Below are 24,220 nucleotides of genomic sequence, written 5' to 3'. Positions count from 1 at the left end.
ATTAATCTAAAAAGTTGTCTGATGCTGCATTAAAATCATCTTCAGCTCTACTGTGTCCGCCAAGTGACTCTCCATCCTCTAGTTTTTGAAGGTTTTCAAGTCCGCAGGCTATACCTTTGTTTCCATCAACATTGTAAGCATAAAATGTAATACTGGCTCTTCCATAGCATCCGCTGTAAAATTCACTTTTATCTGTTATAGTTTGTACATTTTTATCCACTATTCCAGGCTTTGTACTGCTGTTTGCATTTATAAAATAGCTGTCTTTATAAGCTTCTTCCTCTACCCTATCAACATCCCCATCCCTAAGGGGCATTTTTAAGTTATCTGGTATACTGCCTCCTAATTTAGATATTCCTTCTTTTTTAGCAGCTTCAATTGCTTCTTTCACTTTATTTATGGTAACTTTATCAGCTTTAGGTATGATTAAACTTACTGAATATTTTGGATCACCTCCATTAATGCTCTTAGGCTCCCACACATTTGCATAACTGAATCTTACTTTTCCTGTTATAACTTTCATAGATAATTCCTCCTAATTTTTAAAATCTGCATATATTCAAGCATTTCTAAATCACCTCAGCCTCTTTTAAAAGTTCACCATATTTTTCCTTTGAAATATCCGATAATCTTTTGCCACCAAATTTTTCTATAAGTGCTTTTACCTTCTGCTGTTTTCCAGCTTGTGAAAGCTTTGCAAGAAGTCCTCTTACTTCTTCTAAAGTTACTACCTTATTTTTTCCTTTTGGTGCTTGTACTTCTTCAGGCTTTATCTGAGTTTCTCCTTTTATTTCAGCTCCTGTTTTTATTTGTGCTAATGCTTCTGATAAAGCCAATAAGGAATTCATAATATCTGGAGAATCAATCCTTATGTTTATATTAATATCCATCTACAACACACCTCTTTCTTAATTTTTCTTTGTATCAAATAAGGACTCTATTGTTTCCTCTGGAAAAGTTCTAAGAAGTCCTTCTATAACTTTTCTGCCAGCTCCTCTTTTATTATTCATGATCCTACTTATTGTTCCTCTGGCAACACCTACTCTTATTGCTAGCTCATTTTGGCTCCATGAATTTTTCTTTAGTTTTTCCTTTAAAACTTCATTTCTAACTTTCATATATAATTTGTCCTCCTTTTTGCCGTTAACTCTATTTGGTTCTGTTTCTATCTATTAACTATTGTCACCATTTAGCAACATAATTTATAAAAAAAATAGCTTATCTATTGGCTCATTAGGAAAAGCCCTAATTATGCCAGCTATTAATTCTGCCCCTGCTCCTCTCTTTCCATTAACCCATCTACTTATTGTAGTCTTTGAAACTCCAGCCTTCATGGCAAATTTGTTTTGTGACCAATTACTTTTATGAACGAGATCTATGATATATTTTTTATTAGGTTGCACTTTTCATCCCTCCATTTTGTTTCCATTGGGTTACAATAAAATTGTACTAAATTGTGTAACCGTTTGTCAAATATATACGAATATTTCTATTGCCAAGTGGCAACACTTATTATATAATTAAATTTGGGAGGGGTTGTCTATTATGAAATTTGGTGAATTTTTAAAAAATCTTAGAAAAGAAAAGGGACTTTCTCAAAGACAGCTTGCTGATCTTTGCAATATTAGCAATACAGAAATTTCACGTATAGAATCTGGGAAAAGACAAAAGCCATCTCCAAATATACTAAAGGCAATAGCACCCTACCTTGGAATAAGCTACGGTGAATTAATGACTAAAGCAGGTTATATTGAAGAAACAATCGATCATGAAAAATATACTGAGCTCATTTTTAGAACTGAAGACGGTGAATTTGCAGATACTCTGAAAATGGCAAAAAATATTCACAATAAAGATTCTGAACTTTTAACTATTATGAATAGAGTTACATCTGAGTTACCTATTGAAGACATAACCGCCATAAAAGAATTTGCAAACTTTTATTTAAATAGAAACAAGAATAAATAATTATTTGTTCTTGTTTTTTGTTTACTTGGTAATAATTTCATATTATAATTAACTTGCAGAACATTTGTTCCATTTTATGATGTGGAGGGATTATATGTATTGTTCTAGTAAAGACAGTTATTATACATTAGATAAAATACCCCAACATAGGATTGAATATATTACTAAAAGGGTAAAAGACTTTATAAAAGATTTTGAATTAAAATATTGGCCTATAGATTGTGTTAAACTTATATTAAAAATTCAGGAAGATCAATGTTTGCCCATTCATATGAAATCGATTTCAAAATTATCTCATAAAACAGATGCAGCAACAGTGTATTCAAGAGAATTGGACAATTTTTTAATAATCGTTAACAAAAATAAAATTCATTATCCTTTTGAAGTGTCCAAGCATCGGAGACTTAATTTCACTTTAGCTCATGAAATAGCTCATATTTATCTAAAACATTATGAACTTCCAGATAAATATAAAACAGAAAATGATTTATATATAGAAGAACTAGAAGCTGATGAATTTGCAGGTAGAATACTTATGCCTGAAAGTAAAATATGTACCTGCAATTTTACATCTTTAGAAAATGTAGCAGAACACTTTAATGTTTCAGAATGGGCTGTATTAAAAAGGTTAAGTAACCTTAAGTGTTCTCATTTAAGATTTTCTAAAACGTTTTTAGTTTGTGAAAACTGTGAAAACGTAGAAGTACATTCAACAGATAACTACTGTAAAATTTGCGGAATGTTTCTTAAAAATGGTGTTAGGGGGATAACGACTATGCAATATGATGACGGTTTTAAAATAAATGAAAATACTATGAAAGTTTCTGTTTGCCCCAAATGTGGTAACAGTGTTATTGGTGACTCTGATGAATATTGCCCTATATGTGGACAATATCTATTTAACGAATGTACAAATGATTGCGGCGGCTACCACACAACAGCTCCCGGTAATGCTAGGTATTGTCCTAAGTGTGGAAATGTAACTACTTTTTTTAATAGTAATGTACTGCATGACTGGAAGCCAACACGTGAAGCTCTGCTAAATAAAATGCAATTTGAAGAAAACCTAAGTGGCACATTAAATACTGCTGAAGATATTAAGGATTGGGATACAATTGGATTTACGTTATTCCTTGAAGGCTATACTTTATTAAGTACTCTTTTAGAAAATTCAACTGCAAAACAATGTGGTGAAACTCTTGTTGTATATGTTAAAGACACTTACATAAAAGATAGAATTTTAAATTGTAAAAATGTTGGAATTCTAACATCACTGGCTAAGTCTCAATTTAAAATTACAGTTAATGATATCAAAATTACAGCACTTGAAGATTTTTATCCTGTGGTTGAAGAACCCGTTCCTATTGATGATGAAGATATTCCCTTTTAGTAAAAAACAGCAGTTGGCTTAAACTTAAAGCTGCTGCTGTTTTGTGTTTAACTTTCAAAAGATAACATTTTCTCTTGTCTCATTTCATGCAAAGTCTTATCACTACCTTTAATCATAGCCCAACAATAAATTCTAATTGTAGACCATCCAGTAACTTTTTGTCCCCATTTATTAAACGTTAGCTTTTCACCATTAAAATCAACATACTTAGCATCAATAACTGTAGCTTCTGAATTATCTATATTTTTAATTACAACAATGTCTCCACTTTTAATAATTCCCCACTCAAACAACTTGTCCATTCCAGGAAGTGTGGTTCTAGTAATGGGTACATCCCTCTTAGTTATATATGTAGGTAGTTTTTTACTATCCACCTCAACATAAAAATCTTCTAAAGATGGTGGAGGAAGTATTCTATTAATATCTATAAAATAATTATCCTTTATTTTAATTGGACTTAATTCAAAGCAGCTAATATCAACATTATTTCCTATAAGCCAAGCTGCAGCTGATAATGTTTGCTTATCAAAGGATGATGCTATAAGTATTATCCTTTGTTTTGAGTTAAAGGTTTTTAATGCATTATTCTTTTCAAGGAAATCATTTAAAATCCTTGATGCTTTTTCATAAGCAGTTAATTCTCCGATTTCAAATTCATCTTTATATTTCTCAATATAAGATGCAAATATTTTATCAACTAAATCATCAGGAGTTTTAATTTTTGCATAACTTGCAGCATACCTTATAGCTTGAAACTCAAAAGCTTCTTTTCTTTGACTAATATCTTGAGTTTCTACGGAATACTTTACATTTATTTACAAGCACCTGAACCCTTTGAGAGGACATGCTTTGCTGGACTCACTTGCTACAAAATCCGTTTCCTGCATCATCTGTTTCTAGCGGAAAAGTCAGTCCGCAATCAGGGCATGTAAAGCAACTTCCTACACAGTTATCGCATACATATCCACCTTCTGAATACTGGTATTCAACACCCTCTTTTACACATAATACACACTCAGCCATCCTTATTACCTTTCTCAATAGAATTTAATGATAATATTTCAAAAATCATATGTTAATTTTCCTCACTTGCCTTGTTCATTCAACACACCTCAATATTTCTCATATACATTTACATCAGTTTTCATGATCCACTTAACATTTTTAATCTTTTTATTTGCTATATCTTTATAAAGCCAAACTCCGAGTAAACATGGAGGATCATCCAATAAATCTTTCAATTCGAACTTGCCAACAGGACGATTAGATATTTTATTTAAAGCTTGATTGTATAAAGTTTTATAGTGGTTCATATCTTATTCCTCCTCCAAACTGTTAATTACCTGCTCGAGATGTTCTTTATCTTCAAGATTGAGAATAAGAGAGATTGCTTTAAGTTTAAGTACGTCAATATCTTCTGTTGAAACTTCTATTTCTTTTTTAGTAACATTTTCGGTAGAATTCTTCTCTAAATACCCAATATATGCCGAAAGAGTGATCCTCATTAAAAATGGTGTCATAACTCGTTTAATGTTATATGCATTTTGTATTACACGTACCATCTTTGAGTACAGTTCTGAATCATTAATTCTTACCTTGAATGATGCTGGGAGAACTCCTTTGTAAGTTTCATGATACTTTTTTCTTGAAAGTCCTTTAAAATCAATCTTAGACTCATTCTCAACAAGATAATGACCTCCTCTCTCCAATATTTCAGGATTGCCAAGTCCGTCTGCATCCAGTTCTTTAGCCCTTTTAAAGAGAGAAAGTATCTCCTCTGTAGGTTTTGCTGATGCATATTTTTCGCTCATAATATAAGCTCCTTTCTTATTTTATATTTTGGAATTATTATTCTTTCTAATGTAATTTTTATTCTTAAAAAGATTATATATATAATTTTTTTTAAAATCAATAGCTTTTTTAGAAATATTATTCTTGATTTTAGAAATTTTCTTCCTGTATTAAATAAACAAAAGGCATCTTGAATCGCCTAATGCAGAACAGTATCTTATCTTTACATAAATGTAAAAATAAACTCCATTAGCAGACTATGCTAAAATCAAAACGCATTCAATTTTAGAAAAACAGCTTTCATTTTTTTATCAAGAATAGCGTTAGAGCCTGTTTAAATAGATATCAATCCATTAAAAATGTTCGTTTTATATTAAATACTGATACTTTTTGCAGTATCATTGTTAAAGTCTCGCATCACAAATTAGTTTTTGCACGGCCTGATGGGGGGAGGGGCTTTGCGAAGACTTGAAGCTTGCTACTTCTCCATCTATTACAAATAAATATTCACGATCTCCTAACTGGGCTACAAATTCAAATTTATACTCCACCATTTTTTCATCCTTACTTTTTTCAAAATAGAATCCTACATAGATATTTAAAATATAGAATATTCACAATGAATTATTAAGTATCATATAAAAAACTATGGCAAATCTTATTGTAAGATGTTACTATAATACTTGGAATAATTTTCACATAAGGGATAAGAAAGGAAGGTATTAAAAAATGGAAACATGGAATGAAGGAAACAGTGCAAAGTCCTTAAATGGTAATGCACTAAATAAAAAAATTTATGAGATATTAAAAACTCTACAGTCAAAAGGATATGTTCAAAGTTTTGTGTTTGAACCTAGATATAATTATCCTAACCATTCTTACGAGCAATTTAGCCCAGATTTTGAAATCACCCTGAAAAATGGAAATATAATAATAATCGACAACACTACTACTGCTAGACATGACAGATTCAAGCAGAAACAATGGGATGCCTATGGAACTAAAGTGCATTTTCAAGACAAGGGGAAAAATGTAGAATACTATATAGTGCTACCTGATGATGAGGAAATAGGAAATGATAATAGCAGACAAAAGGAAATTAATAACTTTATACATGAAAAGAATAAAAATAATGACCCACAATACTTTTCATGTATAAATGATATGATACAAGTTTCAGACCTTGTAAATATAATAACTAGCAGATAACAAAATAAAGAATATGGACAACCTCCATATTCTTTATTTATTATCTTAATTGTAATCTTTCTATTGCTCTATATAATTGTTTTGCTAATGCTCTAACTAATAGTACAGGAATTGCATCACCTGTCTGTTCATATTTATCTTGCTCAGGATCACTGTGGAATTTTACATATGGACCCTCCATTAAATACCAGTCAGGGAAACTTTGTAGTCTTGCAACTTCCCTTGGTGTCAACTGCCTATGTTGGAACGGATGTATCATTTCATCTAAACAGTGTGATGTTACCGTAAAACTTGGTTCATTTTCTTTCAAACGTCTATTGCGAGCAGCATATAATTTATTAGGAAAAAACTCTTTTACAACATCTTCGCTGCCTGCTGCAATTAATCTTTCCGCTGCTTTTTTCATTCCTTCACCTTGTTGTATATTTTCAAATCTTCTTATCATTTTTTCACGATGATTTAATGCTTTATGCATAGTTATTTCATTATTGTTATAATGCAAGTGTTCTGGAACATAACTATCTATACCTTCCATAAACTTCATAAAATTATAATGAGATTCTGTAATCCTTCCTTCTTGATAATCCTGTTGAAAAGTTAATTGATTCGGTAAAATATCATCACCTTCCCCACTATTTAGAACAGGAAGATTATATAAAGCCTCTTTTACAGTAACATAAGAATACTGTCTATTAGGACCATGAGTTGGAGTTGGATATTCAAATGTATTTTCTACATATCTGTTATTACAAGCAACAAGGAATACTCTTTCTCTATTCTGTGGAACTCCATAGTCTGCGGCTAAAAGTTTAATTACTTTTTTATCTTTACTCTTTAAACTAAAAGAGGTTCCTGTTTCTTCATTTACTTTTTCAAATTCTTCTAATACATTTATAAATTGACCCCCTTCCTTACCGTCCTTTTTCTTTGTGAATAAACCGAGAACATTTTCAAAAAATATAAACTTAGAATCTACTAAATGTCCTATTCTTAATAAGTTGTGGAATAAATCATTCCTATCATCTTCTTCCCTTCTTTGTCCTGCCATTGAAAAAGATTCGCAAGGAGGACCGCCTGCAACAACATCTACTGTATTAGTATTGAATTTTTTTTGTAGGATTTCCATTATTATATTATTTTCTACCTGTCTTATATCTCCATGTATTAAAACTGTCCTATCGTCTTGTCCTAAAATCTCTTCTAATCTACCTCTATTATTTAAAGCAGTTTGTAGTTCCAATATTTCTGCATTGTGATTTCTTGCATATGTTTTTACTGTCCAATCTGATATCTCAACTGCTATTAATGGTTTAAAGCCTGCATTTTTAAAACCTGTGCATAGCCCACCAGGACCTGAAAACAAATCTATATATGTATATGTTCTAGACATTCTATGACCTCCTGAAATACTAATCTTATGTAGCATTTATATTATAACGTATATGTAACTTTTTCACAATAACTCTAAGTTTACATTCTAATAAACTTTATTTATATCTTATTTTTACATAAGCAACAAAGATTGCTCGTCTCACTTCCAATCTTTGTTGCTACGAGCTAGTAAAAATCCTCTGAGGTAAAGCTCCTCAATAATCGGTGCTATAAGTGTAATAATGAAGAAGTCTACTAAAATTGCTATGATGATATAATTCTTACTAAACAGACTCAGATCTTGGTTAAAATTATACCAACTTGGAATCCAACAAAATACAGTTTTTAATAAGTAATTTGAAAGTGGCTTTAAATCAATTAAAAGTATCCCTCCTACTATAATCAATGAAAGAGAGTAAAGTATAAATACTTTAACCTTCAACTTACCTTTTAAACCTAGTATTTTAAATATATTAAAAGTTCCTTCTTCCTTCCTTGCTACATAAAATAGATATCCAAGTTCTATAGGAATTGTTGAGAAAATCATAGAAAAGCCTAATTCATACGTCATTTCTCCTTAAATTTTTGATTACCATAATATAGTAGCACTTATCGGCCCACATTCCCAGAGTAAATTAACAAGCCCACCGATAAAAAGCTATCAGTGGGCTTATTTAAAAAAGCTTGATTTATAAGGGATTCAACTTAACAATTTGGTGGTATGTACCGTGTAGAGCCATACTCATCACCTTGTTGTTCTTATATGATTGCAGCAGATGACATAATATACTCTGGAAGATCAGGTGCTATTGTGTTTTTGCCCTCTCCTGCTAAATCAAACATTGTATGTTTTTCATCTTCAGTTAATTTTTTCAAATATTATAACTTATTATTTTTTGTTTGCGTTAGTCCTAAAATAAATATTAAGATACCAATTAGCATAAATGAATGTATAAATCCATTTAACATAATTAATGTAGTTTCTTGGCTAAAAGATATTTCTTCGGAAATATACATTTTTATAAGTTTAACTGCTTCTCTAGCACATTTCATTTGTAAATTACTATCTTTCCAAGAACCTATTCTAGCTACAATTTCATCAGTGTTTATTCTTTTTTCATCTTTGTTTTGCTCATAATAAATTGTCTTATAAATTGATGTTTTACCTGCTCCATTAACTCCTGCAAATATTGTATATGTTGCCATGTTACTTACCTATAACCTTTTGTGCTTCTCTTTTAAGTACTAAATTAGAAAGCATAACATAAAAATCCTGTTCTTCTTTAGTTTTAGCTTTCCTAAATAAATCCATTAAATCACTATAAGAATAATTCAAAAATATATCATATAATTTTTCATTATAATTTTCCACTTTAACATACCTCCAAATCAATAAAAATATTTCACTTTTTCCTTGTTTATATTATATCCTATTTAAGCAGTTTCAAAAATAACTCCTTAAAACAAAAAAACTGCAAACTTACAATCATTGATTTAAAAATACAAGCTTACAGTTTAAATATCAGTTCGTGTAAATAATTTCTAATTTAGCTTTATGACATTGCCCACCGAGTGTAGTTAACAATTTGTTTTGCTAATAGCTTGAAATTCAAAAGCTTCTTTTCTTTGCATAATATCTTCAACATCTCTTTTAATTTCAATCAATACAAAATTACCACTTTCGTCTACTACAGTTAGATCACTTCTACCATTTTCTTTATTTACAACTTGCTTGCCAACCACAAGCAAAGTTTCTTCTTCGAATATAATCTCTATATTCTTCCTTAAAAATTCTTCTATATGTTCTTCTCTTAAATTTAAAGATTTAAAATTTGTACTTTCTATTTCAATCTCTTCAATTTCTATACAATCTTTCATTTTTACTGGAATTAACATATGATTTACCTACCTATTTGTTTTTTATATTTATGATTATAACCATGTAAAACCCTTCTAATCTTAATTGCTAATATCCTGAATTCCTGTAGAACGTTTTACATTTCTCTACAGGTACTTGACCCCTTTGTGAGGACATGCTTTGCTGGACTCACTTGCTACAGGCATATCAATGAGAGCAGTTAAAAACATATTCATCATAAGAGTATCGTTCATAAGATATTACCTTCTTTGAAACAAATAAATCAGGCTAAAATACCACAATTATATCAAAGTATCTCAAATTGTGTTAAAATTATGATTAATATGGCAAGTTTTTATTGAGCTCTTCATAAAAAATGTTCAACGCGGAGGAAAAATATGGATAATGTGATAATAGAGAATAGGACTATTAAAAAGCGCTTTAGATTTGAAGGAAATGATTTCTCATTGGCTAGACCAATAATGTTTGATTGCAAAAATGTCAAGTATATGGACATTCATAATGGGACAACTACTAATTTCGAGCTAAATAGCATTAAAACTCTAATTAAAATTGATATACCATTACTATTACCACTGCAAGATAGAAAAAGATATGATATAAGTTTAAACAGGTTTCAAACCTTTAAGGTATGGCACAGAATAAAGCGAAAAGGAGAAGAGAATTATTCAGCTTTAATAAAAGATCTACCAGAAGTTTTTTCGTCCTTAGAGATATTGGCAGAAGGTATTCCGTTTGAGGATCCTGGAAAAATAGAACCTCCTGGTAGTAAATTCTTAGCTACTCTTTTGTGTGAGAAAATTATCGAAAAGATATTGTACTATATAAATATAGGAAAAGAGAACAAGCTAGGCTTAGAGGATAATCTTATCAATTATGAATTACATTACTTTGAGAAGCAGAAGAATATTTTTTATAATCAACCTGATTTTTCAATTTATATTTTCTGTGATGGCATAATCAAAGTTGAGGGGGATCATTATAAACTAGAAGATACGTATGTAGATAGAAGCAACTTGTTAAAAGAACAAATAGGAATAGAGCAATTCATAATTAATACAAGCCAGACATATACTAACTTCAGGTCAAAATTAAATAATGCAATCAATTTATTTTTATACTATTGTTCTCAACATTCAAGAGCAATTTCAAAGCTAAATGAAGAAGAAATACGTGATCTATTTTTAGTAAATATAAATTCTAATTTTGGAAATGGCGAGGGTGAAGCATTTAATTTTGATGGTAAATTGGATTTCAAAATTAAAAATCCAGAAAATCAGTGTGAGTTTGCTAGTGGTGAGTTTAAGCTATGGACTGGTGAAAAGTCTTTCGATGAAATATACTATCAGGGCACTGAAAAGCATTGCTCAGGCTATGAGTCAGCTGTCTATTTAATTATAATTTCAGATCGAAAGGATATTTTGACAGTTAATAATAAGATCATTGAAAAGTTAAAATCATATGATAAAGTTTTATATGATGGGAGTAACAAACTGACCAACATTGCAATTGAAAAGTCAAAAACATATTTTTATGAAACAGCATTTAATGGCAGACTTGATAACATAAGTTTATGTATTGGAATATGTGATATTTATTATGAACCTAGGTAGCATGAACATTATAATAGAACAAAACCCTGTATGAATATCTTTAGACAGGTCTTATGTTGATTTTCAATCTAGCTTAATAATATTCGAAGGTTATGTAGTGAAAATTTAATGAACCATTAGAGCCTTATAGAGTCTCTATGCAATACTAGAATTGATCATACCTTTAAAAGTTAAGACTGAATTAAACTAATATATAATTTGGTGTGGTTTCAAGAGCGTTACAAGTATTAACAATAGTCTCAAGTTTAGAAATGGGCGTGTGTCAATAGCAAGCTCAACCTTTCAGGTTTCGTAACCACCCCTGGGGCAATGTCATCAACTTATACTTCAAATTATTTACAGTTAGAAGTTCAAATAATCCAGTTTGAACTCCTAGCTAGTTACAATATGACTTGTTGTAAATACTAAACTTGCAATTAGTAAAGATTTTAAGCATTATTAATAAACCTAAGGCTATTTTGAAGCTCAATTTAGATAAGACTTGCAATTGTAGATAAAGTTACAATGACCTTTTAGTATTTAGTGAGTTTTTATTGGCTCGGACAGTCATTCTTCTAGCATACTGTCTTTTAGGACGAATTGGTATAACATTTTTCGATATCTCTTCCATTATTTTATTCAAAATTTCACAGCGTTTTCTGTGGTTTTTTTCTAATAACATAACAACTAATGAAGTTTTTAGTTTGCCTATAAGAATATTAGTATTTACTTTATATTCATGCTTTAGATCCTTATCAGCATTGCTTTTTTCAATGATTGCATTAGCATCCTTTTTAGCTAGAGATACCATATTTGATAAATACATTGTTGCATAAAAATCTTGCTTTATTGCAATTGGTGTTTCACCACTAAAATTCTCTATTTGTAACCTACTTTTTAATTCATTATATTTTACTTCTATCCCCCAACGTCTAAAATATAGTTTTTTAAAGTCATTTACTGTAAAAGTTTTATTATATATATTTGTTATTAAGATCTCATTTGTTCCTGAATCTAATTCAAATTTAAGAACTCTAATTTTTATAATTTCCTTCTTACATTTCACTTCTACTATTTGATCTTCATCTTGTACATTAACTACTGCTTTCAAAAAAGCAGCACATACACGCATTAGATACTTTATATTCTTACTTTCTATAAAGCTAATAAAATCTTTTGAAGGATATCCTCTGTCAAATAAAATTAAATCATTATAGGAACCTAGTGATTCTAACTTATTTATCAACTCTATAGCCGATGCTCTTTCTCCCGTTCTGTAATGATCTATAGATGATGTTATAATCATATCATTCTCTACATCATATAGTCCTGTTGCTCTAGCACGAGCAACTTTTATAGTTTGATTTTCAATATAACCAAATTCTTCTCTTAATTTCTCTGTATTATTAATTTCTAATACACTTCCATCAATACTAAGCAATCTATATCCTTTATAATGTTTGAAATCAGTGTCTTTATAAAACCATTTAATTATTTCATTACTCATTTTTACAAATGCCGTAGGTTGTATTTTTTTCCTTGCTTTTGAAAATGCTTGTTTTGTAACATAAGACTTTGTTCCATCCACATTAGCAAAAAAATCATCCAATTCTATTTGAAGACTTCTCTTTACAAAATTTAAAATAAAAATTAATATGCTCTTAAATGTCATTATATTACTCCCTACTCTTGAAAAATATGTTTCCTTACTTCTTGATTCAAACAAGAATATTATATCATCAATAAGTGAGTTAGTAATTCTTATTCCTTGTAAAAAATAATTTTTTTCTTTCATTAAAAATACCTCTATAATTATTAAGTCATATCCAATAAAGAATATATTAATAATTATAGAGGTGTTTTGTTTAAAATCCTACTTTTCAATATTTTTAAAACCTTTTTCCAATTTGTGTATTTATAAGTTGATGACATTGACCCCTGGGGTCGTTACAAAAACTGGAAGTTTTTTGTTTGTTATAATAGTTGCAATAAACATTAACGAATTTGTCTTCATTTCATAGCAAACACAAACTTCCAATTTATGTAATGTTACCTGGGATACTAAATAATTCTAAAGAGTAATCACCCTTTAGTTCTTCAATAATATAGCAATTTATGGTTTTACTTAAAATTCCAAAGTCGTTATTATCAAAATTTACTTTAGTAGTTTTCTTATCATGGATGCATATCATTCTATCACTTCTTCGGCCTAACTTCAGGCAATAAAAAAACTAGCTTACTATAGGAATAATAAGCTAATTTTATATTTATCTATTTGATTCTAGAAATATTGTTCTAACTCTTCTATTGAATTCAATTCAAATATATCTGTTGCAATCAACTCTATTGTTTCTTCTGGAAGTACCTTTATTTTCTCTTTATATTCATTAGGTATTTTTTAAACTTTTTCATCAACATTTTAATTAAAAGTTCGGTTTTTCCTTCTTCTTTACCTTTTTCAATTCCTTCATTTATTAAGCTTTTACCGAGTTCAGTCATTCTCAATTTCTCCTTTCGTCGAAACACTGGGTACTTTAAAAGACAGCTTGCTCACGCTCGCTAAAGTACCCGTAAAAGTCCATTTAGGGCTTTTACCTCCTTTACTCTTTTTAAATCTTTTCCGCTTAAAAATTTACTTGCAAAAGCATATATTAGTAACAAAGATTGCTCGTTTCACTTCCAATTTTTGTTTCTATACCAAATGAAGTTTTTATGCAGTTTCTTTTCTCTTTATTATTCATTCAATCATTTACTATACTCCACACATCCTATATAATTCAATTCATTATGTCCATCTTTATAGTTTTCTTCTTTGGAATCATATTGAAAATCATATAATAATACTATTGAATTATACATATCACCATTATATTTTTCGTTTAATTTAGGTATTATCTCATAATCATTAGAAAACCCCTCTAATAAAACTTGTAAATCATTTGATCGCTTATCAATATAATCTATTTCTGAGAAATCCATATCATAATAACCAATTTGAAATTGCTTTTTAAATTCTGATGGTACAGAATCTCCATCATCAGTATATTTAATCTCCATAAATTCTCTGAAAGTCTTTTCATCGATAAAATTCCCCAACCATAATGATACCTTTCCTTCTTTTTGCATATCTATCTCTCCCTTCAATTTATTTTAGTTGTAATCCCTTAGGTAAAGATTCTATCCCTCCATCTAATCTATAATTTGCCCAATTATTTAATCTTCTTATAAATGTATCATAATCTGGTGAATTATCTATTATCTTTAATAATTCATTATGTGCAGTTGTTGAACCTCTACCTCCATGAATTCCTTTAGGATTCACAAATTTAACATCTTTGGTTAAAGTTCTTAATTCTTTAATTTGCTCTGCTGTTACATTCCAATTTTTAAACTGAGGAGTTCTTGAAACTAAATGCCATTCATGTAACCCACCTGGTTGTCTCAATTTATCCTCTATTGTCTGTCTCAACTCAGGTTCTTTCCACATTTCATCTAACTCTTCAGACGTTAAAGAATTAAAGAATTTATTAAATTCACCATTTCTTACAGATGGTATATCCTTAGATGTTAATCCGTAAGGATTACTTACCCCCTCTGTAGGTGAAACAAAAACGATCCCTGTTGATATCTTTGGTTCATTAGTATAAACAAGTTTATAGCCATACGTTTTAGTGCTAATAACTTGACCATCTTTTGTTATTATATCATCATTGGGAAGTTCTACTCCATTAAATGTAGGTGGAGAATTTTCTGTTAAAACATAAGTATAAATATATCCACCTTTTCCATAAGTTATTTGGCTAGGCAAATTAGATATCTCTTTTGACGAATATGTCTTAAGTCCCACATTAAACCCTAAAATATCACACTTAATATATTTTTCTGCTTCTTTATATGTAAATACAGTTTCTTTTATTTTCTTATATTCATCTTCTCCCAAAACAATCTTTGCATATTCTAGTATTTCCTTTTCTTCTTTCGTTAAGTACGCTGGATTCTTTAACATTAACTGCATTACTTTATTTTTATCTACTTGTCCACTTTCTGAAATAATGGACATACCTCTGATTTGGGATATTCCTTCAGTCATTCCTGATATTTTTGAAAATACTGAGCATGTATTTTCTTCCATATCTTGTACACCATTACAATATGCATTAAATGAATTATCAAACTCTGTCAAACTCGTTGTTTGGTCTCTTAGTGAACTTTGTAAATTGATAACATCACCTGCAATCGGAAATGTTGTAAAACTTAAGCTGTTTGCTAAATTTAATATTTCTACAAATTTAGAATTCATTTGTCTATAATAATTATCTGTACATTCACTAACGTTATTATTTATTGGAAACTGTCCTCCATATTGAAGTGAAATAATCCCTGTATCATCATTTGTAAGTGCTGCTCCACCTGCACTTCTTTTAATGCAATTTTCGAAGTCCTCACACCTTTTCTTTAATTGAATTGCTCTTGGCTTTTCTTCATTTTCTAAAGCATTTTTCTCATATTTTATGTCTTCTATTAACTTTGTATAAAACTCCTGCTTTTTAATATGAATTTCTATAAATTTATCTTTTGCTTCACCTGACCAACCTAAGTCAGTAAGTTCTTTAATTACTTTGTTTATGTTTTCTTTTTGTTCTTCTAAATCTTTTATTACATTTTCATATTCCCTTATTGTATTAGTTAACTCACCAATATCCAACTCAAAATCCATTTATTTTCTCCCATGTACTAATCGCTTTATCATTAATAATATATATCCAATTTTTACATTAGTATTTATAATATTACTTAATTTTAATATTTTTGTATGTACATGTCAATATTTGCTCATTTTTACTACATTATCAAAAACATTTAAGTTATTTGTACTTAGCAAAGGAATTAACAGCAAGCATAAACTTCTAGTTTTTGTTGCCAATAGCTTTATCTTAATAAATCACTTTCAATATAATTTAAATTTTTTCTGAGTACAGATGCTATATTCCAACTAATCTCTCCATTTTCAAATAACAATTGTATAACATTCCTTTCTAATTGCATTGCCTTAATATCAGCTTTTTTCTTTTCATATTTATTTATTTTTGCTAATCTAAGCCTGTTTGATATCAAATACACCCCTTGATAATATAAAATTATTTCCTTAAGCGTTTCTTCATTTTCAGATGTAATATTAGATTTAGCATATTCTATTATGTATTCAGCATTAGTGGAATGAAGTTCTTTGAGCGCTATATCCCTTAAATGCTGCTTACTTTTCTTTTTGTTTTGCATTTCTCTTAATATATCCCTAATTCTCCTTATATTAAGTATATATAGGGAGATTCTTTCCAATGTTTCTTTTACTAATAGTGAAAAGCCTTCTACAGATGATATTAATTTTATTTTATTTCTAACTTTTTTTTCATAAGCATGTGCAGTTGACTCCTCTATTTTTTCTTCCTTTAATAATTTTTTAGTATTTTCAATTTCCTTTTTATAGCATAAGATCATCCACTTCTTATATTCTTTGCTACTTCTATTCCAGTTCTTATAATAAGAATTTCCATGTTTTAATTGATTAATACGATACCTATATTCATCTATGGTAAAATGAATATATTTTTTGTTATCAATTTCTAATTTTAATTTATTTATAGTATCAATCCAAACCTTTATTTGTGCTTTATTCAAGGCTTCGGACCAATTTATGTCTTCAGTTTTATCTTTTTTAGCAAATATAGGCAATATAAAAGTTGCAATAAGAAGAGTAGCTAAAATTACTCCAACAGCCAAAAATAAAATAATTGTTCTTTGTGGAAATTCTTCTCCATTATCCAATATTAAAGGAATTGAAAGAACTGTAGCTAATGTAACTCCTCCTCTTACTCCTGAAAGTGAAGTTAAAAGAGCAGCATGAAACTTAAACTTATCTTCTTTCACATCACATTTTTCTCCCCCAAATTTATACATAAATATAACCCACAAAAATCTAATTACAAGTAAAGCCAATGTTATTAATAAAACATCTATAATAGCCATCATGTTATTTATTGAAGTTTCTTTAAAAGCAGTTTTAATTATACTAGGTAATTGTAATCCAACTATTATAAATATAAATCCATTTAGAATATATACTATAACAGACCATGTATTGGATGATACTGCATTTAATTTTGCATTTTTGGTTCTTAATCTTTTAGATGATAATGAAAATACCATTCCAGCCACAACAACAGCTAATATACCTGAAACTTTAAATACTTCTTCCGATATAATATATATTATATATGGAGTTAGAATTTGAAGTAAAATTTCAACTGTAGTGTCTTCCATTCCAAGATTTTTTATCCATCGTTCAAAGTTAATTAGAATGTGTTCTAAAACTAGTCCAGCAATAATTCCTCCAATAGACACCATTAAAAAATTAGTAGTTGCATTAAACAATGAAAATGTTCCAGTTACTGCTGCTGCTAATGCAAATTTAAAACATACAAGTCCTGATGCATCATTCATAAGGCCTTCACCTTCTATAAGATATATTATCCTCTTTGGGAGCGAAATCTTTTTTGAAAGTGCACTTACGGCAACATAATCCGTTGGTGATAAAGCTGCTGCAAGTGCAAATGCTGCTGGTAATGAAATAGCTGGTATTAACTGATTTATAAGTAATCCAACTAATATTACTGTTACAGCAACTAAAGCTAATGCCATCAAAAGTATATTTTTCTTTTGTTTCCATAATGACCTTTTATCTGCTTTTTTCCCATCGCAGAAAAGAAGCGGAGCAATGAACATTACTAAGAATGTATGTGGATCAAGCTCAATTTTGAATTCAGAATATATTATTGAAATTAATGCTCCCATTGCAATTTGTATGATAGGCACTGATAAGAATGGTATAAACCTACTTATTATATTTGAGCATAAAATAAATATTAATAGTATTAAAATATATGTAAACATATTACCCCCTTGCTTTCTTATGTAACTTGATTATTAGATCTAAATATTATGTTCTAATTATAGCATAATATTTAATTTTCCCATTAATTGGTATATTTTATTAAAAATATACTTGCTGGTTATTTCTCATATCTGTCTTATGATATAAAATGTTTATTCTAGACCTTACGTAGTTTTATATACAATCTGTAGCAAGCTCAACCTTTCAGTTTTCGCAACCACCCCTAAGTTCGTTACAAAAACTGGAAGTTTTTTTGTTTGCTAAAAGTTAATCTTAAAATCAAATATAAGAATCCTGATTTACATTGCATAAGGCATAGAAATTGTAAATTGACTTGCAAGAAGAAGCAAAATGTTGTAAATTTTACATAGATGTAATTTAAGTAGATAACATATCAAAAATTACTAAAAAATGTTTTGACAAGGATGTTATAGATAAAACTATGAAAAATTTGACTGAAGTAGCTGGAGGATTAATATGCCTAATCTTTATACACGAAATTTAGAAATTGTACATAAAGCTAAGGAAGGTAAAACATGTAGAGAATTAGCTAAAGAATATAATATATATTATTCAACAATTAGTCGCATAATTAAAAAGCATAAAAAATTTGAGGCTTACTGCAATGAGATGGACACTTTAAAAGCTAAAAATAAAATAAATGAAGAAACGAAGTTATATGATTTATGTAATCTATTAAAGTTTGATACTAGAAGTATTAAGGCTTTAGTTTATAAAAATATTAAAAGTATAGATAAGCTTTTAGCATTAAGTGAAGAAGATATTTATGCAATAAGAAGTCTTGGTAAAATGAGCCGAGAACATGTAAAAAAATGTATAATTGAATACAGAGAAAAAATGAATCAACATAATAATTTATTGGGGATAGATATTAATAATACGGAAAAAGTTACAGACAATATCGAAGAATCATCAATTGAAAAATCATTAATTGAGCCAGAAGTAAGTATAAAGGCTAATAGAGAATATATTTATAAACTTATTAGAGCTGTAGATAATGGACAAGTTGATTCAAGATTTTTAGAAAAGGAAATAAGTAAAGAATTTGATAGAATAGAAAATATAAATAAAGAATTATTAAGGACTTTGATAAATTTGCAAAAGTCTAGAAATATACCTTGGTTTGGTGAAGATAATCGGTATAAGGTAGAAATGGAATGTAGGCTGGAGGAGATTTTAAATATGTATAAATAATGACTTGTTATATTCTTCCTCCATCTCCTTCTTTTCTAGCTTCATAGCTGTATATAAAAAACTATCTACTCTTTTGAAATCACAGCTATTTCCATGGTTATCTACAAATTCTTGAATTTCATCTAGCGCCTTTATTCCTAGGTTATATGACTTTATTATATTCTCTATACTTGTATATTTCTTTAGCTCCATAGCATTACTATCAAGCTCATATTGAAGTAATGCTGTTGTTATGCAAGTACTCCCATGGCCTATTCTTGATTTCTCTAAAATAACGCAATTAATATTATTTTTACTAAAATAGTATCCTAAAATTGCTCCAGTGACTCCCCCTCCTATTATTATTACATCTGTATCATTTGGGCGATCTTGGCTTTCACCGCAAAGCTAGGGAGCTTAGAGATCCGAAAAACAAATACCCAGACATAGCAACTGAGTGCGAATGGTCCAAATAGTTTGCGGATTTGGGTTCCATCTTCTACTTGAGAATCCGTGGGTTTACGGAATGGCGCCTGCTATATTACGCTATCATAGTCAACTTGGAGGTGAGTAGTTGGGGGCCCTCCAAAACATTTATATAAAAATTTCCATTCCGGACTTAGGGTGTCAATTGCTGTGTATGTAAATTTGTCACTTTTCGCCATCGGGTGGCTCTGCTCCCCATTCATACAAATCGTGGAGAATTTTTTTTAAACTTTCACCACGAGAAGCAAAGGAATACTCAACTCGTGGTGGAACCTCGGGATATATTTTTTTGATAACTATCTTATTTTTTTCGAGTTCTTTCAAACGTAATGAAAGAGTTTTTGGACTAATTCCTTTCAGTGATTTCTGCAGTTGGGCAAATCTTTTAGTCCCACTAGAAAGCTCTCGTAAAATTAAAAGAGTCCATTTACTACCAATAACTGCAATGCTTTTTTCTAGCTGGCCAATACAATTTTCATTACTTGACTCACATTGATTACTCACAAAACTTTCCTCCAATATACTAACTATATAAAATGTAATTACTTCCTTTTTTGAAGTAATGGTATTATACTTATTGTAACACGGTGTAATAAAAATATCAAACATATGGAGGGATAACTAATGAAGGTTATTGCATTTAATGGAAGCCCACGAAAAACGTGGAACACAGCTACACTACTAAATAAGGCCCTTGAGGGTGCAGCATCACAAGGAGCCACAACCGAACTGATTCATCTTTATGATCTGAACTACAAGGGATGTATCAGCTGTTCTGCATGTAAAATCATAGGCGGAAAAAGCCATGGTAAGTGTGCAGTACGAGACGACCTGACAGAAATCTTTAGAAAAGTAGAGGAATCCGATGTCCTTATCTTCGGCTCTCCGATTTATTGGGGAAGGGTAACCGGTGAAATGGCTGCCTTTCTGGATCGTTTACTGTATCAATACCTTGAATACAATAAATCCAGTCTATCGCTTTTTCCTAAGAAAATTAATACCGGATTTATTTATACCGGGAATACGACAGAAGAAATGCTAAAAGAACTTGGTATGGATAAACACATTGAGTTTAATGATTTTGCAATGCGAATGATATTCGGAACTTCTGAGTCACTCGTTAGTTATGATACGATTCAGTTTAAAGATTACTCCAAGGTGGATGCAACTGCACATGATGTTGATGCAAAGTTCAAGAGAAAAGCAGAAATATTCCCCATTGATTGTCAAAAAGCATTTGATATGGGAGTAAGATTTGCAACTGAGGTCATTTAACTAGCAAAGAAGAATTAGATAGCGCAGTTCCATAAATTCGTGGAGCTGCTTCTTTCGCATAACATACACAAGTCTGCAACAACTCATAAATAAATCATACCACTTAATCCCATAAAGCTAAACTAATTATATTAATCAAAAAATATAATATGTTTCAGAAGGCTATACCTAATAACATAGTACAAAAGTGTTTCATTAGGTTTTAAAAAGGTTAACATCTTTATTATAAAAGATAAAGCTACCAATGCTTCATGTGCATCTCTAAATAATAAGTATTCACATTTGAACATATAAAAAAGCAGTAGAATTGACTACTGCTCTCGCTTAAATATAATCTTCAAACCCAAAATATTAACTATACTCCTTCAACTTTTATTAAACAGTCTTTCCTATAAAAAGCCATGCCATATTTTATTATGTCTTCATAGCCTTCTTCCTTCAGCTCCTCTTCATACTTCATTTTTTCTATCTGTTCAAGAGCCTTGTCGCACTTAGTAAACAGCTCCTTTGGTTTATCACATACCTTTATTTCTATAATTACTGCACGCTGAAATATAGAAAGGGGACGTATATAAATATCACTTCTACCATCTCCTGACTCCCTATTAGACTTTACTATATATCCATCAATACCTGATAACACTCCAACAACAAAGCCATGATAGAAGTTTTCATAGGCATCATTAAAACTTATGGTTTTTCTCAAAAGCCTGTTTATTTCTGTTTGAAAGACTTCCACATCTCCTTTTAATACTGAGGTATACACTTTTGATAAATCTTCTGCTTTTATCTTAGCATTAAACCATTTTAAAACCTTTTCTCTGAAAATATATTTTATTTCTTCATTTGGTATTTTAAGCTTCAAATATTTTACTTTTGTTCTTTCATCAATTCTTTCATCTATTTTCTTAAAATAGCCAGTAAAGAACATAAAATTATACAAATTATCCATAGTATCATATACTTCATCATAGGTTATATCTTCGTGAATTGGTTTTTCTATGGTTTTTCCTTCAATTAATGTTTCTATTTCTGCCTTTGTTTCATCATCTGCTTTTTCTATAAGACTTTTTACTATACTGTTTGAGCTGGTATTTGCCCAATAAGATGACGGAAATACATTTATATTGGCAAGTAAATCATATATAAATTTTATAACACTCCAGGGATTATAGACATTAATATTTCCAAATATATATCCATTGTACCACTCTTTTATTAATGAATATTTTTCTTCCATATTATAATATTTAGTAAGCTCTTTAACTTCATTATCAGAGAAGCCAAAATACTCTGCATATCTATCATTTAATATTGAAATTATATTTAAATTATTTAATCCTGTAAAAATACTTTCTCTAGAAATACGCAAGCATCCCGTAATCACTGAAAACTCCAAGGAGGAGTTAGTCTTTAAGGCTGATTCAAAAAGTGATCTTATTAATTTGATCATCCTATCATAAAACCCTTCAAAAAAGGCATTTTCAAGGGGTACATCATATTCGTCTATTAATATTATTACTTTTTTATTATGGTATTTTTCTAAGCACTCACTTAAAAAATATAAAGCATCAATATAATCTCCTTCTTCTCCCTGCTCCTTTAGGATTTTTAAGTATCGTTCCTTTTCATGCTTTAATTCCTGATGTTCTAAAATATATTCATGTCTCTTGTATTCTTCTGCTATCCTTCTTCTAATAGAAATATAGGCAAGCTCAAAGGTTGGCTGCTTTGCAGATTTTAAGGATAAATTAATTACAGGATACTTCCCCATATGAGAGGTATATTTTTCTCCCGCATTCATTATATTTAAACCTTCAAAAAGGTAACTATTATCTTTTTTGCTGTCTTCAAAAAAATATTGAAGCATACTCATGTTTAAGGTTTTTCCAAACCTTCTTGGTCTTGTAAATAAATTAACATCCGTTTTATTATCTAACAAATCTTTTATAAGCAAAGTTTTATCAATAAAGTAATATCCTCTAGTTATTAACTTTTCAAAATTATCTATACCTATTGGCAGTGGTTTAAATTCCATTTCATCACTTCCATTTCATTTTTATCTTTAGTTCTATTATAACCTAAATTACACTATGCTAAAATAATCTTCTCCACAGCCACTTTCACAGGCTGTTTTTATGAAGTGAAGTTTCCTGATTATTATACAAGATTAAAAGTATTAGAAGAACAAGCTAAGGCCTATTGGTCAAATCACTAGGGTATTTATAGAAAGTAAACTGGCAAAGCTGCCTATTGATAATAATTTTTAATATAATTTATCCATTCATTATATATATCTTCATCAGATTTTCCAAATACCTTTTCATAATCTTCAGTTTTAATTATCATCATTAATTTTTCCCATCCATATTTTTTATCTATATACTCTATATAAGTATTAGCAAAAGTATAACCTCCCATTTTTGAAAATTTCACTGAATTACTAGTTTTGATTTCTGAAAAAGTTGGAATATGCCTATTGTAGGTATATTTTTTGTAAAAAGGTTCTGCATTGGATAAATATAAAGCCATTCCTTCAGTTAACCATAATCTGATATGTGGATTTATTATGCTTACGTAGGCATGAACCATTTCATGTAAAGCAGCTTGCTTATTATCATCATAGTCATGAACCTTTCCTGGATTTGCAGGCGATGTCAGTATAACATTCGTTCCTATATTGTCACCAATATACCAGTCTAACCCTAACATTGTCCCTATTAGCCCATATTTTTTCATTTGCATTGTAGACTGATGATCATAAATATAAATATTAATATTTTCCTTTTCACTAAATCCTAATTTTTTAGCTAATTCACCAGCTCTTGCATTAGCTAACTGAAAAACATCCTTAGCTGCCGACTCTTCATCTTCATAATAAACATTCACCCATTTCCCTTCAATAATATGCATATTTGATGTTTTTAATCTAAGAGTTGGAATAAGATTAATAAAAATAAGTAATGCGGCTATCACAAAAATAATTCCAAATACTTTAACTGATTTATTTCTTTTCATTTCTTTTTCCTCATTTCTTCTTCATTTTCTATAGAATAACTAAAATATCATTCATAAAAAAGTAACCAGAGTCATTATTTCATATGACTCTGGTCATG

Annotated in this window: 26 protein-coding genes and 2 pseudogenes; 6 read left to right on the top strand and 22 right to left on the bottom strand. The window is 29.6% G+C overall.

Annotation, left to right across the window (positions count from 1 at the left end; translation table 11 throughout):
• Position 1 precedes the first annotated feature (1 nt).
• From EG57_RS0220745 to EG57_RS0220730, 4 genes are all read right to left on the bottom strand, one after another.
• The gene (locus EG57_RS0220745) at positions 2-523 is read right to left on the bottom strand and encodes a DUF2815 family protein (RefSeq protein ID WP_032079003.1); all 522 of its coding nucleotides are present in this window, start codon (positions 521-523) and stop codon (positions 2-4) included.
• 46 nt (positions 524-569) lie between these two features.
• The gene (locus EG57_RS0220740; RefSeq protein ID WP_032079002.1) at positions 570-890 is read right to left on the bottom strand and encodes a hypothetical protein; all 321 of its coding nucleotides are present in this window, start codon (positions 888-890) and stop codon (positions 570-572) included.
• A gap of 18 nt (positions 891-908) precedes the next feature.
• Positions 909-1,118, bottom strand: a complete 210-nt coding sequence (locus tag EG57_RS0220735; RefSeq protein WP_032079001.1) for a helix-turn-helix domain-containing protein — start codon at positions 1,116-1,118, stop codon at positions 909-911.
• An 84-nt stretch (positions 1,119-1,202) separates the two neighbouring features.
• The gene (locus EG57_RS0220730) at positions 1,203-1,403 is read right to left on the bottom strand and encodes a helix-turn-helix transcriptional regulator (protein WP_032079000.1); all 201 of its coding nucleotides are present in this window, start codon (positions 1,401-1,403) and stop codon (positions 1,203-1,205) included.
• Between the two features lie 142 nt (positions 1,404-1,545).
• Between EG57_RS0220730 and EG57_RS0220725 the strand changes: the two genes are divergently transcribed.
• Entirely contained in the window at positions 1,546-1,968 is a 423-nt protein-coding gene (locus EG57_RS0220725; protein WP_032078999.1) for a helix-turn-helix domain-containing protein, read from the top strand.
• Between the two features lie 94 nt (positions 1,969-2,062).
• Complete coding sequence (locus EG57_RS0220720; RefSeq protein ID WP_032078998.1) at positions 2,063-3,358, top strand: ImmA/IrrE family metallo-endopeptidase; 1,296 nt, start codon at positions 2,063-2,065, stop codon at positions 3,356-3,358.
• A gap of 47 nt (positions 3,359-3,405) precedes the next feature.
• Here the strand turns inward: EG57_RS0220720 and EG57_RS26835 are convergent, their stop codons facing one another.
• The 4 genes from EG57_RS26835 to EG57_RS0220705 all read right to left on the bottom strand — a co-directional run bounded on the left by EG57_RS26835 (position 3,406) and on the right by EG57_RS0220705 (position 5,169).
• Complete coding sequence (locus EG57_RS26835) at positions 3,406-3,732, bottom strand: hypothetical protein (RefSeq protein WP_242859895.1); 327 nt, start codon at positions 3,730-3,732, stop codon at positions 3,406-3,408.
• A gap of 484 nt (positions 3,733-4,216) precedes the next feature.
• Positions 4,217-4,381, bottom strand: coding sequence for a hypothetical protein (locus EG57_RS26565; protein WP_161782725.1), 165 nt, complete (start codon positions 4,379-4,381; stop codon positions 4,217-4,219).
• Positions 4,382-4,470: 89 nt separating this feature from the next.
• Positions 4,471-4,671, bottom strand: coding sequence for a hypothetical protein (locus EG57_RS0220710; protein ID WP_052038026.1), 201 nt, complete (start codon positions 4,669-4,671; stop codon positions 4,471-4,473).
• Between the two features lie 3 nt (positions 4,672-4,674).
• Positions 4,675-5,169 carry a hypothetical protein gene (locus EG57_RS0220705; RefSeq protein ID WP_032078997.1) on the bottom strand — a complete coding sequence of 165 codons (495 nt, stop codon included), beginning with the start codon at positions 5,167-5,169 and terminating at the stop codon, positions 4,675-4,677.
• Positions 5,170-5,878: 709 nt separating this feature from the next.
• Here EG57_RS0220705 and EG57_RS0220700 point away from each other — a divergent pair.
• On the top strand, positions 5,879-6,358 hold the full coding sequence (locus tag EG57_RS0220700) for a hypothetical protein (RefSeq protein ID WP_032078996.1): 480 nt from the start codon (positions 5,879-5,881) through the stop codon (positions 6,356-6,358).
• 40 nt (positions 6,359-6,398) lie between these two features.
• Here the strand turns inward: EG57_RS0220700 and EG57_RS0220695 are convergent, their stop codons facing one another.
• The 5 genes and pseudogenes from EG57_RS0220695 to EG57_RS0220680 all read right to left on the bottom strand — a co-directional run bounded on the left by EG57_RS0220695 (position 6,399) and on the right by EG57_RS0220680 (position 9,625).
• Positions 6,399-7,748 carry a DNA cytosine methyltransferase gene (locus EG57_RS0220695; RefSeq protein ID WP_032078995.1) on the bottom strand — a complete coding sequence of 450 codons (1,350 nt, stop codon included), beginning with the start codon at positions 7,746-7,748 and terminating at the stop codon, positions 6,399-6,401.
• Positions 7,749-7,889: 141 nt separating this feature from the next.
• Positions 7,890-8,300, bottom strand: coding sequence for a hypothetical protein (locus EG57_RS0220690; RefSeq protein WP_242859894.1), 411 nt, complete (start codon positions 8,298-8,300; stop codon positions 7,890-7,892).
• A gap of 401 nt (positions 8,301-8,701) precedes the next feature.
• Positions 8,702-8,935, bottom strand: a pseudogene (locus tag EG57_RS0220685) (ATP-binding cassette domain-containing protein); the annotation flags it as partial.
• A 1-nt stretch (position 8,936) separates the two neighbouring features.
• Positions 8,937-9,101 carry a hypothetical protein gene (locus tag EG57_RS26830; RefSeq protein ID WP_007060949.1) on the bottom strand — a complete coding sequence of 55 codons (165 nt, stop codon included), beginning with the start codon at positions 9,099-9,101 and terminating at the stop codon, positions 8,937-8,939.
• A gap of 206 nt (positions 9,102-9,307) precedes the next feature.
• Positions 9,308-9,625, bottom strand: a complete 318-nt coding sequence (locus EG57_RS0220680) for a PDDEXK family nuclease (RefSeq protein WP_032078994.1) — start codon at positions 9,623-9,625, stop codon at positions 9,308-9,310.
• 360 nt (positions 9,626-9,985) lie between these two features.
• Here EG57_RS0220680 and EG57_RS0220675 point away from each other — a divergent pair, with 360 nt between their 5' ends.
• Positions 9,986-11,221 (top strand): hypothetical protein, encoded by a 1,236-nt coding sequence (locus EG57_RS0220675; protein WP_032078993.1) that lies wholly within the window; start codon positions 9,986-9,988, stop codon positions 11,219-11,221.
• A 499-nt stretch (positions 11,222-11,720) separates the two neighbouring features.
• Here the strand turns inward: EG57_RS0220675 and EG57_RS0220670 are convergent, their stop codons facing one another.
• From EG57_RS0220670 to EG57_RS0220645, 5 genes are all read right to left on the bottom strand, one after another.
• Positions 11,721-12,995: an IS4 family transposase gene (locus EG57_RS0220670; protein WP_032078992.1), complete on the bottom strand. Its 1,275-nt coding sequence runs from the start codon at positions 12,993-12,995 to the stop codon at positions 11,721-11,723.
• Positions 12,996-13,567: 572 nt separating this feature from the next.
• The gene (locus EG57_RS27350) at positions 13,568-13,699 is read right to left on the bottom strand and encodes a hypothetical protein (protein ID WP_278246488.1); all 132 of its coding nucleotides are present in this window, start codon (positions 13,697-13,699) and stop codon (positions 13,568-13,570) included.
• 246 nt (positions 13,700-13,945) lie between these two features.
• Entirely contained in the window at positions 13,946-14,326 is a 381-nt protein-coding gene (locus EG57_RS0220660; protein WP_032078991.1) for an immunity 22 family protein, read from the bottom strand.
• Positions 14,327-14,345: 19 nt separating this feature from the next.
• Positions 14,346-15,917 carry a hypothetical protein gene (locus tag EG57_RS26825; RefSeq protein WP_200880589.1) on the bottom strand — a complete coding sequence of 524 codons (1,572 nt, stop codon included), beginning with the start codon at positions 15,915-15,917 and terminating at the stop codon, positions 14,346-14,348.
• A 212-nt stretch (positions 15,918-16,129) separates the two neighbouring features.
• Entirely contained in the window at positions 16,130-18,148 is a 2,019-nt protein-coding gene (locus EG57_RS0220645; protein ID WP_032078990.1) for a Na+/H+ antiporter, read from the bottom strand.
• 478 nt (positions 18,149-18,626) lie between these two features.
• Here EG57_RS0220645 and EG57_RS0220640 point away from each other — a divergent pair, with 478 nt between their 5' ends.
• A complete protein-coding gene (locus EG57_RS0220640) occupies positions 18,627-19,364 on the top strand; it encodes a helix-turn-helix domain-containing protein (RefSeq protein ID WP_032078989.1) in 738 nt (245 codons plus the stop codon).
• A 9-nt stretch (positions 19,365-19,373) separates the two neighbouring features.
• Here EG57_RS0220640 and EG57_RS26035 read toward each other — a convergent pair.
• A pseudogene (locus tag EG57_RS26035) lies at positions 19,374-19,721 on the bottom strand (FAD-dependent oxidoreductase); the annotation flags it as partial.
• Positions 19,722-19,994: 273 nt separating this feature from the next.
• Entirely contained in the window at positions 19,995-20,333 is a 339-nt protein-coding gene (locus EG57_RS0220630; protein ID WP_032078987.1) for a winged helix-turn-helix transcriptional regulator, read from the bottom strand.
• Positions 20,334-20,453: 120 nt separating this feature from the next.
• Here EG57_RS0220630 and EG57_RS0220625 point away from each other — a divergent pair, with 120 nt between their 5' ends.
• Positions 20,454-21,104, top strand: coding sequence for a flavodoxin family protein (locus tag EG57_RS0220625; RefSeq protein ID WP_032078986.1), 651 nt, complete (start codon positions 20,454-20,456; stop codon positions 21,102-21,104).
• 355 nt (positions 21,105-21,459) lie between these two features.
• Here the strand turns inward: EG57_RS0220625 and EG57_RS0220620 are convergent, their stop codons facing one another.
• On the bottom strand, positions 21,460-23,142 hold the full coding sequence (locus EG57_RS0220620; protein WP_032078985.1) for an AAA family ATPase: 1,683 nt from the start codon (positions 23,140-23,142) through the stop codon (positions 21,460-21,462).
• 212 nt (positions 23,143-23,354) lie between these two features.
• Complete coding sequence (locus EG57_RS0220615; RefSeq protein ID WP_032078984.1) at positions 23,355-24,122, bottom strand: hypothetical protein; 768 nt, start codon at positions 24,120-24,122, stop codon at positions 23,355-23,357.
• Between the last annotated feature and the right edge of the window lie 98 nt (positions 24,123-24,220).

The organism is Clostridium drakei (assembly GCF_000633595.2).
Taxonomy (GTDB): Bacteria; Bacillota; Clostridia; order Clostridiales; family Clostridiaceae; genus Clostridium_AM; species Clostridium_AM drakei.
This window is presented reverse-complemented; position numbering and strand designations above follow the sequence as displayed.